This window comes from Intestinimonas sp. (genome assembly GCF_026169115.1).
Taxonomy (GTDB): Bacteria; Bacillota; Clostridia; order Oscillospirales; family Oscillospiraceae; genus Intestinimonas.
In genome coordinates, this window is the sequence record NZ_JAPFEA010000029.1 from 16,884 (window position 1) to 30,788 (window position 13,905).

Genomic DNA, 13,905 nt, shown 5'->3' on the forward strand with positions numbered 1-13,905 from the left:
TGGAAATTGTTCCTTGCCTGCCAGGGAAAAAGAGGGTACAATACAACTATCGACCGGGCTGGAGAGGGCCTGGATCATAGTCCAAGAAGGGCGGAGAATGATGAATATTCAGGAGTTAAAGCAGGCGCTGAACGCCGGCGCCTACGACGAGACCTTCCGAACGCTGTATCCCGGCTGCTGGGAGGGCCAGCGGGAGCGGTATCTGCGCATCGCGGACGCCTTTGCCGAGCACTTCAGCGGGGAGCATGCGGTGGAGCTCTATTCCGCGCCCGGCCGCAGTGAGATCGGCGGCAACCACACCGACCACCAGCGGGGCAGGGTCCTGGCGGCTGCCGTCACCCTGGACGCGGTGGCGGTGGCGGCCAAGAATGACCGCAATGTCATCCGCATCTACTCCGAGGGCCACGGCGAAGAGCGCATCAATCTGGAAAAGCTGGAGATCGTCCCCGAGGAGAAGGGGACCACCGCCGCCCTCATCCGGGGCATCGCCGCCCGGTTTTATGAGCTGGACCTGCGGTACGGCGGCTTTGACGCCTATGTGAGCTCCGACGTGCTCCCCGGCTCCGGGCTCTCCTCCTCCGCCGCCTATGAGGTGCTGGTGGGCACCATCCTCAGCGGCCTCTACAATGGCGGACGGGCCGAGCCCGTCCTCATCGCCAAGGTGGGGCAGTTTGCGGAAAACACCTATTTCGGCAAGCCCTGCGGCCTGATGGACCAGTGTGCCTCCGCCGTGGGCGACTTCTGCCTGATGGACTTTGCCGATCCCAGCGCGCCGGTGGTGGAGTCCATCCCCTGCATCCCCGCCGACCACGGCTATGCCCTGTGTCTCATCGATGCCGGCGGCAGCCACGCGGGTCTCACCGACGAGTACGCCGCCATCCCCCAGGAGATGGGGGCGGTGGCCGCTCTGCTGGGCAAGGACGTGCTGGGTGAGACCGACCCGGCGGAGTTCTATGCCCGGCTGGGAGAGCTCCGGGGCAAGGTGTCCGACCGGGCCCTCCTGCGGGCCATGCACTTCTATGGCGACAACCAGCGGGTGCTGGACCAGGCCGACGCCCTGCGGAAGGGGGACTTTGCCCGGTTCCTGACCCTGGTCCGGGCCTCCGGCGTCTCCTCCATGGACCTTTTGCAGAACATCTATCCCTCCGGCGACCCGTCGGAGCGCAGCCTCTCCCTGGCCCTGGCCCTGTGCGGGCGGCTGCTGGAGAAGGACGGCGCGTGGCGGGTCCACGGCGGCGGCTTTGCCGGCACCGTCCAGGCATTTGTGCCCGTGGGACAGCTGGAGGACTTTCGCCGGGAGATGGAGTCCGTCTTCGGCGCGGGCACCTGCCATGACCTGTCGGTGCGGCCCGCGGGCGGCATCCGGGTGACGGCGGAGGGACAGGCATGATCTCGGCCAGACCCTTCGGGACCACCGCCGAGGGGGCCCCGGTGACCTGTTTCCGGCTGGAAAACAGGTCGGGCGCCTGGGCGGAGGTGCTGGACTACGGCGCCATCCTGCGGGCGGTGGCCGTCCCTGACCGGACGGGCGTCCTGCGGGACGTCTGCCTGGGCTTTGATACCGCGCAGGAGTACCAGGAGAAGCACCAGGGCTATCTGGGCGCCCTGGTGGGCCGGTGCGCCAACCGCATCCGGGGGGCCCGGTTCACCCTGGATGGCCGGGAATATGTGCTCCCGGCCAACGAGCCCCCCAAGCAGCTCCACGGCGGGGTAAAGGGCTTTGACCAGTATGTCTGGGACCACAGCATCCAGGGAGATACGGTGGTCTTTTCCCGCACCTCCCCCGACGGGGAGGAGGGCTATCCCGGCGCGTTGGCGGTGCGGGCGAGCTACACCCTGACGGAGGACAATGCCCTGCATCTGGTGCTGGAGGGGGAGAGCGACGCCGACACGGTGGTGAACCTCACCAGCCATGCCTATTGGAACCTGAACGGCCACGGCGCGGGCGGCGTGGGGAGCCACACCCTGAGCGTGGATGCCATCGCCTTCACCGAGCTGGGAGAGGACAACTGCCCCAACGGCACCCTGGTCTCGGTGGTGGGTACGCCCTTTGACCTGCGGACGGCCCGCCCGCTGGAGGCCGGCTGGGACGAGGAGCACCCCCAGATCCGTCAGGGGAGGGGCTATGACCACAACTGGGCCCTTCGTGGGACCGGACTGCGCCGGGCGGCGGTGCTGGCCGCGCCGGAGAGCGGCATCACCATGACCCTCTCCACCACCCAGCCCGGGCTCCAGGTCTACACCGGCAACTTCCTGCCGGAGATGGCGGGAAAGGACGGGGCGCGGTACGCCCCCCGCTGCGGGGTGGCGCTGGAGGCACAGGGCTTCCCCGACGCGGTGAACCAGCCCGGCTTCCCCTCCGTGGTCCTGAGAGCAGGGGAGCGGTATCATCAGGAGATCCTTTTCGCCTTCGGGCGGGATTGAGACAGGAAGGGGGCGTCCCGGTGCGTCTCTATAAGATCATGATCGTCGATGACGAGGCCGAGGTGCGGCAGGCCATCGCCCGGAAGATCGACTGGCGGGCGGTGGGCTTCGAGATCGTGGCCGACGCCGAGAATGGCCGGGACGCCCTGGAAAAGGCGGAGACCCTGGAGCTGGACGTGGTCCTCACGGACATCAAGATGCCCTTCATGGACGGGCTGGAGCTGGGGGCGGAGCTGGCCCGGCGCAAGCCCAACCTGAAGCTCATCGTCTTCTCCGGCTTTGACGAGTTTGAATACGCCAAGGAGGCCATCAAACTCAATGTGGTGGAGTACGTCCTCAAGCCGGTGAACGCCGCTGAGCTCACCGCCATCCTGGACCGGGTGCGCGGGACGCTGGACGCCGAGATCGAGCAGCGGCGGAACATCCGCCAGCTCACCCAAGCCTATCAGGAGAGTCTGCCGCTGCTGCGGGAGAAATTTCTTCTGGACCTCCTGCGGGGCCCCATGGACCCCCAGGTGCTGGAGGCTCAGGCGGAGCGGTTCGGTCTGGCCGTCCGGGAGGGGGCCTATAAGGTGGCGGCGGTGTGTGACATCGTCCACGGCGGCGAGGGGCGGCCCGCCCTCAGCGATGAGCTGGTGCCCGTTTCGGTGCGGCAGATGCTGAGCGATGCCCTCTGGGACCGGTGCGGCAGCGAGATCGTGCTGGGGGTGCCCTCCATCCTGGTGGCCACCGCTTGGGAGCGGGACCCGGTGGAGAGTCTCATGCGGCTGCTGGGAGAGGTCTGCACGGAGTGCAAGCGCATCCTCGGCGTCACCCTGGCGGTGGGCATCGGCCGGCCCTGTCAGAGCCTGGCGGAGCTCTGCCGCTCCTGCGCCGAGGCCAGGACCGCCCTGGAATACCGGGCGGTGGTGGGCCTGGGGAAGCCCATCTATATCCAGGACATGGAGCGGCTGGACCGGACCGCCCCGGAGTGGGACGGCCACAGGGAACAGCAGCTCCTCTCCGTCATCAAGTTCGGCACCCGGGAGCAGATCGCCGCCATGGTGGATAAGCTGCTCTCCGACGGGGAGGGGGAGTGGAGCGACCAGTCCAGGGTCCTGGGCATCCTGGGAACGCTGCTGTCCATCCTCCGCCGCTGCCGGCTGGGGGAGGAGGCCATGCTGGGGCCACGGGGAAGCTGGATCAAGCTCCTGGCGGAGGACGCCCCGATGGAGGCCCTCCGGGACTGGCTGCTGTCGGTCTGTCTCAACATGAGCGGCTGCATGGACCAGCGTCGGGTCTCCACCGCCAAGCGGCTGGTGGAGGAGGCGGAGCGGTATATCCGGGAGCATTACCCGGACTCCGGGCTGTCGGTGGACCGGCTGTGCGAGCACCTGCACATCAGCCAGTCCTATTTCTCCACCATCTTCAAGCAGGAGACCGGGCGGAGCTACGTCCAGTACCTCACCGACGTGCGCATGGAGCACGCGGTGGAGCTGCTGCGCGCCACCGACGACAAGACCTATATGGTGGCCGAAAAGGTGGGCTATGACGAGCCCAACTATTTCAGCTATGTGTTCAAGAAGCGGTTCGGGGTGTCCCCGTCGCAATTCCGGAAGTAGCCCACCTTTCGGGCCCCGCCGCAGGCGGGACGCGGGTCATCCGCGCCCAAGGGTTTTGCCGCAGGCGGAATTCATTTCCGCCGAGGAAGTGCTGTCTCCCTGGGGCCCCCCGCACAAGGCGAAGACTTTTCAGGGAAGGGCTACGACGAGCCCAACTATTTCAGATAAGTGTTCAAGAAGCGATTCGGGGTGTCCCCGGCGCAGTTCCGGAAGTAGCCCCCCTTTTGGGCCCCGCCGCAGGCGGGACGCGGGTCATCCGCGCCCCAGGGTTTTGCCGCAGAGCAAAACCTTGCCGCAGGCGGAATTCACTTCCGCCGAGGAAGTGCTGTCTCCCTGGGGCCCCCGCACAAGGCGAAGCCTTTTGCGGGAAGGGCTACGACGAGCCCAACTATTTCAGCTATGTGTTCAAGAAGCGATTCGGGGTGTCCCCGTCGCAATTCCGGAAGTAGCCCACCTTTTGGGCCCGGACGAAGTGCGATGCAGCGGCCTGTATCCCTTCGAAAAAATGCTTGCATTTTTGAGCGAGCCTGTCGACTTTGTCGACAGGCTCAACAAGGCCGGCCCATGGCCGGCCTTGTTTCATACACAGAGGGAGGGGACAGAACATGCGCGGGCTCATCGAACGGCTGGGAAAACGGTTTTCCCGGGGCAGCATCCGGTATGTGATGTTTGCTTCCTTTACGGTCAGCGCCCTGGTGGCCGTCCTCCTCACCGGCATGACCCTGTACGCCCGGTTTTCCCGGCAGATGGACGAGGCCATCCAGGAGGAAAACCAGATCCTGGTCAGTCAGGTCAACCAGTCCCTGAGCACCTATCTGCGGGATATGATCCGGCTCTCCGACGCCATTTATTATAATGTAGTCAAAAATACGGACCTGGAGCAGGAGCCGGTGGGGGAGAAGATCCGGCTCCTCTACGACACATACAGCGATTATGTGGAAAATGTGGCCCTGTTCACCGGCGATGGAAGGCTGGTGGCCACTGCACCGGCGGCCAAGGTGCGGGAGAAGGCCGACGTGGCGTCGGCCCCCTGGTTCACCGTGGCCATGGAGCGAACAGAGAACCTCCACTTCGGGGTCCCCGCCGTCCAGAACCTCTTTGAGAACACCGACAGCGGGTACAAGCGGGTGATCTCCCTCTCCTGCGCTGTGGAGCTCACCGGGGGCAGCGACACCCAGCTGGGCGTCCTCCTCATCGATCTGAAGTACAGCGCCCTCACCGCCCTCTTTCAGAGCGTAAAGCTCTCCGGCAGCGGCTATGTCTACCTGGTGGACGGGGCGGGCGCCCTCATCTACCACCCGGAGCGCACCCTGATCGCCTCGGGACAGGTCCGGGAGAACAACCTCTGGGCCGCCGCCCTTTCCGATGGGGTCTACACCGAGGACTGGGAGGGGAGCCGCCGCTCCGTCATCGTCCAGAGCGTGGGCTACACCGGCTGGAAGCTGGTGGGAGTGGTGGAGCGCCCCGTCTTCATGATGAGCCTGCGGCATACGCTGCCCTTCCTGGCGGTCATCCTCTGCGTCTATTTGGAGCTGCTGATCCTCATGAACGTCCTCCTCTCCCGGAAGCTCACCGAGCCGCTGCGCCGGCTGCAGGAGTCGGTGGGCGCGGTGGAGGAGGGGGGAACGCCGCCCGCCATCTATGTGGGGGGGACCACCGAGACCCGGGAGCTGGGGGCCGCCATCCAGCACATGGTGGACCGGCTGCGTCAGCTCAGCGACGACATGGTCCGGGAGCACGCGGCCAAGCAAAAGAGTGAGCTCAACGCCCTCCAGGCCCAGATCAACCCCCATTTCCTCTACAACACCCTGGATATCATCGTCTGGATGATCGAAAACGGCCAGCGGGAGGACGCCGTCCGGGTGGTCACCGCTCTGGCCCGGTTTTTCCGACTGAGCCTGGCCAAGGGCCGGAACATCATCCCCGTCCGGGACGAGCTGGAGCATGTGCGCAACTACCTCCTCATCCAGGAGATGCGGTACAAGAACAAATTCCGCTACCAGATCACCTGCCCCGAGGAGGCCGCCAGCCTCACCACCATCAAGCTGGTGGTGCAGCCCATCGTGGAGAATGCCATCTACCACTCCATGGATTTTATGGACGGGGATGGGCTTATCGACATCCGGGCGGCCACCGACGGCCAGACCCTCACCATCACCATCTCGGACAACGGCCTGGGCATGCCCCCCGACGTGGTGGAACGCCTCCTCACAGCGCCGCCCCAGCCGGATCCCCAGAGTACCGGAAAGCGGGGCTCCGGCATCGGACTGCGGAATGTCCAGGAGCGCATCCGGCTCTATTTTGGCCCGGACTATGGCGTCACCATCCAGTCGGAGCCGGATGAGGGGACCGTGGTCACCCTGCGCCTGCCGGCGGTGCCCTACGGGGAAATGGAGGAGAGCTGATGAACAGGAATGAGCGCCATCTCTTTTTCGGGGTGCTGCTGGTGCTGGCCGCCGCCCTGGGTGTGATGCTGCTCCAGGACGCTTTGGCTGACCGGCCCCAGGAGATCCGGCGGGTGGCCGTGCTGCTGGACGGCACGGACGAGACCTACTGGCAGAACTTCCGCCTGGGCGTGGACAAGGCCGCCCGGGAGCGAAATGTAGACGTCCGTTATGTCGCCCGGTATGAGGGCGACGTCAGCGCGGCCCAGGCCGGGCAGCTGCGCCGGGAGTGGGAGGACGGCGAGCTGGATGGGGTCATCTTGGTGCCCGTGGACGGCGACGCCCTGGCTGAGACGCTGGAGGACGCGCCGGCAGACCTGGCGGTGACCGTGGCCGGACCCGGCCTGCCCGGTGTGGACGGGGTCTGCGCCATCTCGGCTTCTCAGGAGGAACTGGGCAGACGTCTGGCCGACGCCGTGGCCGACAGCGGCGCGGCTTCCTGCACCGTGGTCCTGAATGGCCGGGAGGGCGCGTCGGCTCTGCGCCGGTATCAGGGGCTGAAAGAGGGGCTTCGGGCCCGGGGAGTGGCATGGAAAACGGTGACAGCAGCCTCTGTGGACGCGCTCCCGGAGCCAAATGGGCAGCCCGTGGCGGCGCTGGAGCCCGCCATGACAGAGGCGCTGTGCAGTTGGGGCGGGCCGGTCTACGGCGTTGGCGCGTCCACCAATATCCTGAATGGCCTGGAGACGGGGGCGGCGGCGGCCCTGGTGCTCCAAAGCGACTATGACGCAGGCTATCTGAGCCTGCTGAGTGTGCTGGAGCGCCTGGAGGGCGGGCAGCCCCAGGACCGGGTCCTGGACTGCTACACCGTCACCGCGGAGAATATGTTCACCGACCCCATGGACCAGATCCTGTTTCCGGTGACGTGAGACAGAGGGGAGGAAGCGCGATGAAAAGGCGGATGGGGGCCCTCCTGGCGGCGGCGTTGCTGTGCCTGAGCGGCTGCGCCCCCAGCGGGAGCGGCGAGGGGGAGACCCTGCGCATCGGCGTGGCGGTCTACAAGGGCTCGGACACCTACATCACCAACATGACCCAGGCCATGGAGGAGGCGGCTGAGCACTGGAGCGGAGAGACTGGCCGCCGGGTCCAGATCAGCCTCTCTGACGCCCAGGAGAACCAGAATACCCAGAATGAGCAGATCGACCGCTTCCTCTCTCTGGGCTACGATGTGCTGTGTGTCAATCTGGTGGACCGGACCGACGCCGCCCGGGTCATCGGCAAGGCCCGCAAGGCCGACGTACCCGTGGTCTTCTTCAACCGGGAGCCGGTCCAGGAGGACCTGGAGAGCTGGGAAAAGGTCTACTATGTGGGCTCCGACGCCCGGCAGTCGGCCCAGCTCCAGGCCCGGATCGTATTGGAGCTGTGGGAGCGGGAGCCCGCTGCCCTGGACAAAAACGGAGACGGCGTCCTCCAGTATGCCATGCTGGAGGGAGAGAGCCGCCATCAGGATGCCATGATCCGCACCGAGGTGGCGGTCCAGACCCTGCGGGACGCCGGCGTCCCTCTGGAGCGGGTGGAGAGCGGCATCGCCAACTGGGAGCGCAGTCAGGCCGACGTCCTCACCGAGGGCTGGCTGCTGGAACGCCCCGACATCGAACTCATCCTCTGCAACAACGACGACATGGCGCTGGGGGCCGCCGACGCCGTGGAACGGCTGGGGCTGGACCTGGGGAACATCGTGGGCATCGACGGCACGCCCCAGGGCCTGGCGGCAGTGGAGGAGGGGCGGCTCCTGGGCACGGTGATTATGGACTATGCCGCCCACGGTCAGGCCATTTTCGACCTGGCCCGGGCGCTGTCCGACGGGGAGGAGCCGGAGGGGCTGGAGGACGCAGAGGGGGGCGTCATCCGCATCCCCATGCACATCCAGAGGGCCGAAACGGAGCCTTTCGGCTTTTCCACCAGAAATCGTTGAGTATTTTGCATAAAAATGACAAAGAACAAAAAGGGAAAAATAGATTATTTATGGTAAACGGTGATTTTTGCTATGGCCTTTTCCAGGGTTTCGTGGTATGATAAACACGGTAGAGCTCCAAAAGAGCCGCCAAACAAAATCAAGGAGGATCTTACATGAAACTGAAAAAGCTGTCCGCTCTGCTCCTGGCTGGCACCATGTGCCTGAGCATCGCCGCTTGCTCCGGCGGCAACAAGGAGACCCCCGCCCCCGAGACCACGGCTCCCGCTGAGAGCGGCGCTCCCGCCGAGACCGGCGCTGTCTCCGACCTGAACGTGGCCGTCTTCTACTACAACTACTCCGATATCTACATCTCCAGCGTCCGCAACAACATGGACACCATGCTGGGCGAGATGGGCATCACCCCCGACAACTACGACGGCGCTGGTAACCAGAACCAGCAGACCGACCAGATCTCCACCGCCATCGCCAACGGCGCCAATCTGCTGATTGTCAACATCGTGGAGACCTCTTCTCCCGACGCCGCTCAGAACGCTGTGGACGCCGCCAAGGCCGCCGGCATCCCCATCATCTTCTTCAACCGCGAGGTCTCTGACGACGTGGTCAACAGCTACGACAAGTGCGCCTTCGTTGGCACCGACGCCCCCGAGGCCGGCCACATGCAGGGCAAGATGATCGGCGACTTCCTGATGGCCAACTATGACACCGTGGACCTCAACGGCGACGGCAAGATCTCCTACGTCATGTTCAAGGGCCAGGAGGGCAACGCCGAGGCCGAGTTCCGCACCCAGTACGCCGTGGAGGACGCCGACGCCATCCTGACCGAGGGCGGCAAGGAAGCTCTCTCCTACTACGCCGGCGCCGATGTGGCCACCAAGTACCTGGTCGACCAGAACGGCACCTGGTCCTCCGCCGCTGCTGTGGCCTACATGGACACCATCCTGGCTGAGTACTCCGAGGCCAACGGCAACATGGTCGAGCTGGTCATCGCCAACAACGACGACATGGCCATGGGCGCCATCTCCTCCCTCCAGACCGCCGGCTACAACCTGGGCGACGGTGAGTGCGTCACCATCCCCGTCTTCGGCGTGGACGCCATCGACTCCGCCAAGCAGGCCATCGACGAGGGCAAGATGACCGGTACCGTCATGCAGGACGCCGAGGGTATGGCCAGCACCATCACCGCTCTGGTGGCCAATGTTCAGAACGGCGGCGCCGTGATGGACGGCATCGATGAGGCCGGCGGCTACATCGTGGACCTCAACGACGACGGCACCGTGAAGGTCAACAAGATCCGCGTGCCTTACGGTCTCTACACCGCCGAGTAATTTTACACGCTCGATCGGCCCCAAGAAACCAAAAGACGAGCGGGGCTGCCGGCTTGCCGGCAGCCCCGTTTCTTCTCATTGCGGAGCATCTGCTTGAGACGCATCCTCTCCGGCCCGGCCACGGGAGGGCGCGCCTGAAGCAGAGGCTCTGAGGAAGAGAATCGGAAAAGGAGGAGGAAGCATATGGATCAGCCGGTACTGCTGGAAATGCGCGACATCAGCAAGTCTTTCCCCGGCGTCAAGGCCCTGGACAACGTCCACCTGACGGTCCGGCCCGGCACCGTCCATGCCCTGATGGGCGAGAACGGCGCAGGCAAATCCACGCTGATGAAATGTCTCTTTGGTATTTATTCCAGAGACAGCGGCACCATCGTCCTGGACGGCAAGGAGGTCAACTTCAAAAACTCCAAGGAGGCCCTGGAGAACGGCGTGGCCATGGTCCACCAGGAGCTCAACCAGGCCCTGACCCGCAGCGTAATGGACAACCTGTGGCTGGGCCGCTATCCCAAGGTGGGAGGGCTCATGGTCAGCGAACGCACCATGGCCAAGCGGACCAAGGAGATCTTTGAGGAATTGGAGGTCAATGTGGACCCCAAGACCATCATGTCCACCATGCCGGTCTCCCAGCGGCAGATGGTGGAGATCGCCAAGGCGGTTTCCTATGACTCCAAGATCATCGTGTTTGACGAGCCCACCTCCTCCCTCACGGAGACCGAGGTGGAGCACCTGTTCCGCATCATCAACATGCTCCGGGACAAGGGCTGCGGCATCATCTACATCTCCCACAAGATGGAGGAGATCCTCCGCATCAGTGACGACGTCACCATCATGCGGGACGGCACCTGGGTGGCCACCCGGTCGGCCAAGGAGCTCACCATGGACGAGATCATCAAGCTGATGGTGGGCCGCGAGCTCACCAACCGCTTCCCGCCCAAGACCAACAAGCCCGGCGAGGTCATCCTGGACGTGCAGCACCTCTCCGGCAAGTACACCCGGCTCAAGGACGCCTCCTTCCAGCTCCAGAAGGGCGAGATCCTGGGCATCGCCGGCCTGGACGGCTCCGGACGGACCGAGGTGCTGGAGAATCTCTTCGGCGCCATGACCAAGGGCGGCGGCACCATCACGCTCCACGGCAAGGAGATCAAGAACCGCTCTCCCCGGGAGTCCATCAAGAACGGCTTCGCCCTCCTCACCGAGGAGCGCCGGGCCACCGGTATCTTCGGCATCCGGGACATCAAGGAGAACACCGTCATCTCCAACCTGAAAAGCTACCTCATGGGCGGCATCTGCCTGAGCGACAAAAAGATGCGGGAGGATACCGACTGGGCCATCCAGGCCATGCACATCAAGACCCCCAGCCAGTCCACCCAGATCCGTTCCCTCTCCGGCGGCAACCAGCAGAAGGTCATCATCGGCCGGTGGCTCCTCACCAAGCCGGAGGTGCTGCTGCTGGACGAGCCCACCCGCGGCATCGACGTGGGCGCAAAGTATGAGATCTACGAGCTCATCATCGACCTGGCCAACCAGGGCAAGGGAGTCATCATGGTCTCCTCCGAGATGCCGGAGCTGCTGGGCGTGTGCGACCGTATTCTGGTCATGTCCGGCGGCCAGCTGGCCGGCGAGGTAGACGCCAAGAACACCAGCCAGGAGGAGATCCTGACCCTGGCCGCCAAATATGTGTAAAGGGGAGGAACCGAGCAATGAGTAACGAGACCAAGACCCTGGAAAAGCCGGCTTGGGATGCCAAGCGGATCGGAGACCTGATTCTCAATAACGCCCTCATCATCCTGATGGTGGTGGCCGTCATTTACATCGCCATATCCAATGAGAATTTCCTCAAGCCCACCTCCATCATCAACATCATCTCCCAGACGGCTGCCTACCTGCCCGCCGCCCTGGGTATCGCCGGCTGTATTGTCCTCACCGGCACCGACCTGAGCGCCGGTCGTATCGTGGGCCTCACCGCCTGTATCTCGGCCTCCCTCCTCCAGAGCACCACCAACCTGGCCAACAAGATGTGGCCTGAGATCGGCACCCTGCCCATCTGGGTGGTCATCCCCATCGCCATGCTCATCGGCGCCGTCATCGGCTCCTTCAACGGCCTGTTCGTGGCCAAGTTCAAGCTCCACCCCTTCATCGTCACCCTGGGCACCCAGCTCATCGTCTACACCCTGCTGCTGCTGTACGTCCAGCAGGGCAACAACAAGGGTATGGCCATCTCCAATCTGGACGCCTCCTACACCGACTTCGTCAAGGGCTCCATCCTGAAGGTGGGCGGCGTCGCCATCCCCAACTATGTCTGGTTCGCCATCGCCCTCACCATCCTCATGTGGTTCATCTGGAACAAGACCACCTTCGGCAAGAACATGTTTGCCCTGGGCGCCAATGAGGAGGCCGCCCGGGTCTCCGGCGTCAACGTCTTCCTCACCACCGTCATGGTCTTCGCCCTGGCCGGCGCCATGTATGGCTTCACCGGCTTCATCGAGGGCGCCCGCATCGGCTCCAACACCGCCAACACCGGTCTCAACTACGAGCTGGACGCCATCGCGGCCTGCGTCATCGGCGGCGTCTCCTTCGTCGGCGGCATCGGTAAGATCCGCGGTATCGTCATCGGCGTGCTAATGCTCCGCCTCATCTTCATCGGCCTGACCATGATGAAGGTGGACCCCAACCTCCAGTACCTCATCAAGGGCGCCATCATCCTCTTCGCCTGCGCCCTGGATATGCGCAAGTATCTGGCCAAGAAGTAAGAGAGTTTTTTCCAAAGGACTGTGCAGCGGCACGAAATCATGGTACAATAAGGGACAGGGCAGTCAGTCTGCCCTGTCCCTTTTTGCCATATCGGCGGACCGTGGGTCCGCCAGATCATAGAGAGGTGAATCATATGGCCGATGTCATCGGCAAGACCCAGGCATTTTTGCGGACCTATGGCCTGGACCCCGCCCTGGTGGATGTGGACGCCTGCGCCAGAGCCTTTCAGGCCGACATGGAACGGGGGCTCCGGGGGGATCCGGATGCCTGGATGATGATGCTGCCCACCTATCTGTCCCTGGACGGGGACATCCCCAGGGACACCCCCACCATCGTCATCGATGCCGGCGGCACCAACTTCCGCATCGGTCTGGTCACCATCACCGACCATGGGCCGGTTGTGGAGGGGCTGCGGGTCTTCCCCATGCCCGGCTCTCAGGAACCCATCACCTGGGAGACCTTCGTGGACCAGGTCTCCGACGCTATCCTCCCCCTCACGGACCGGAGCCGCCGGGTGGGTTTCTGCTTCTCCTACGCCGCCGAGATCCTGCCCAACCGGGACGGGAGGGTCCTCAACCTCTCCAAGCAGGTCCAGATCTCCGGCTCCGCCGGGAAGGAGCTGGGCCGGGACCTCTCGGCTGCCCTGGCGGCCAAGGGGGCGGAGGGGGTCGCCTTCGTGGTCCTCAACGATACGGTGGCCGCCCTGCTGGGGGGCGTGGCCGCCCTGGGAGAGGAGCATTTTGACGGGTATATCGGCCTCATTTACGGTACCGGCGTCAACACCTGCTATGTGGAGCGCCGGGAGCAGCTGGGCAAGGTGACCACCCCCTGGGACCGGGACACCATGCTCATCAATATGGAGTCGGCCCGGTTCGACGGCGTTCCGATGAGCGCCTTTGACCGGGCGCTGGACGAGAACAGCGTGGACCCCGGCCTGTGCCACTATGAGAAGATGGTCTCCGGACGCTATCAGGGGGAGCTGGTGTGGCGGGCCCTCCGGCAGGGGGCGGCGGACGGGCTCTTTTCCTCCGGACTGAGCGACTTCCTGACCGGTTTGGAAGGGCTCACCATGGTCCAGGCCGACGCCTTCGCCGCCCGGCCCTATGGAGAGAATCTGCTGGCCGCCGCCTGCGGCGGGGAGGAAGACCGGGAGATGCTCTACACCGTCATAGACCGGGTGGTGGAACGCTCCGCCCGGCTGGTGTGCGCCAATCTGGCCGGCATCCTCCTCCAGACCGGTTCCGGGCAGCACATCCACCGCCCCGCCTGCGTGGTGGCGGAGGGATCCACCTTCTATAAAGGACATCTGTTCCGGGGCAAGCTGGAACGGCTGTGCGGCAGCTATATCACCGGTACGCTGGGTCGGCATCTGGCCTTCCGCCAGGTGGCCGACGCCAATCTGGTGGGGACCGCGGCGGCGGCCCTATTGAATCCGTAAACCG

The 13,905-nt window shown here is 64.6% G+C and carries 11 protein-coding genes; all 11 read left to right on the forward strand.

Features of this window, described 5'->3' with window-relative positions; genetic code table 11:
* Positions 1 to 97: 97 nt before the first annotated feature.
* Positions 98 to 1,390 carry a galactokinase family protein gene (locus tag Q0Y09_RS02770; RefSeq protein ID WP_297717252.1) on the forward strand — a complete coding sequence of 431 codons (1,293 nt, stop codon included), beginning with the start codon at positions 98 to 100 and terminating at the stop codon, positions 1,388 to 1,390.
* Positions 1,387 to 2,424, forward strand: a complete 1,038-nt coding sequence (locus tag Q0Y09_RS02775; RefSeq protein WP_297717255.1) for an aldose epimerase family protein — start codon at positions 1,387 to 1,389, stop codon at positions 2,422 to 2,424. The genes Q0Y09_RS02770 and Q0Y09_RS02775 overlap by 4 nt, the downstream gene beginning before the upstream one ends.
* A gap of 20 nt (positions 2,425 to 2,444) precedes the next feature.
* Entirely contained in the window at positions 2,445 to 4,025 is a 1,581-nt protein-coding gene (locus Q0Y09_RS02780) for a response regulator (protein WP_297717258.1), read from the forward strand.
* 224 nt (positions 4,026 to 4,249) lie between these two features.
* The gene (locus tag Q0Y09_RS02785) at positions 4,250 to 4,474 is read left to right on the forward strand and encodes an AraC family transcriptional regulator (RefSeq protein WP_297717261.1); all 225 of its coding nucleotides are present in this window, start codon (positions 4,250 to 4,252) and stop codon (positions 4,472 to 4,474) included.
* Positions 4,475 to 4,630: 156 nt separating this feature from the next.
* Complete coding sequence (locus Q0Y09_RS02790) at positions 4,631 to 6,430, forward strand: sensor histidine kinase (RefSeq protein WP_297717264.1); 1,800 nt, start codon at positions 4,631 to 4,633, stop codon at positions 6,428 to 6,430.
* On the forward strand, positions 6,430 to 7,338 hold the full coding sequence (locus Q0Y09_RS02795; RefSeq protein WP_297717266.1) for a substrate-binding domain-containing protein: 909 nt from the start codon (positions 6,430 to 6,432) through the stop codon (positions 7,336 to 7,338). Before Q0Y09_RS02790 ends, Q0Y09_RS02795 begins: the two co-directional genes overlap by 1 nt.
* 20 nt (positions 7,339 to 7,358) lie before the next feature.
* Positions 7,359 to 8,384: a galactose ABC transporter substrate-binding protein gene (locus tag Q0Y09_RS02800; RefSeq protein ID WP_297717269.1), complete on the forward strand. Its 1,026-nt coding sequence runs from the start codon at positions 7,359 to 7,361 to the stop codon at positions 8,382 to 8,384.
* Positions 8,385 to 8,539: 155 nt separating this feature from the next.
* A complete protein-coding gene (locus Q0Y09_RS02805) occupies positions 8,540 to 9,712 on the forward strand; it encodes a galactose ABC transporter substrate-binding protein (protein WP_317380757.1) in 1,173 nt (390 codons plus the stop codon).
* 183 nt (positions 9,713 to 9,895) lie between these two features.
* Positions 9,896 to 11,395, forward strand: coding sequence for a sugar ABC transporter ATP-binding protein (locus tag Q0Y09_RS02810; RefSeq protein ID WP_297717271.1), 1,500 nt, complete (start codon positions 9,896 to 9,898; stop codon positions 11,393 to 11,395).
* Between the two features lie 17 nt (positions 11,396 to 11,412).
* Positions 11,413 to 12,462 carry a beta-methylgalactoside transporter gene (locus Q0Y09_RS02815; protein WP_297717274.1) on the forward strand — a complete coding sequence of 350 codons (1,050 nt, stop codon included), beginning with the start codon at positions 11,413 to 11,415 and terminating at the stop codon, positions 12,460 to 12,462.
* 134 nt (positions 12,463 to 12,596) lie between these two features.
* Positions 12,597 to 13,901 carry a hypothetical protein gene (locus tag Q0Y09_RS02820; RefSeq protein WP_297717277.1) on the forward strand — a complete coding sequence of 435 codons (1,305 nt, stop codon included), beginning with the start codon at positions 12,597 to 12,599 and terminating at the stop codon, positions 13,899 to 13,901.
* Positions 13,902 to 13,905: the final 4 nt, after the last annotated feature.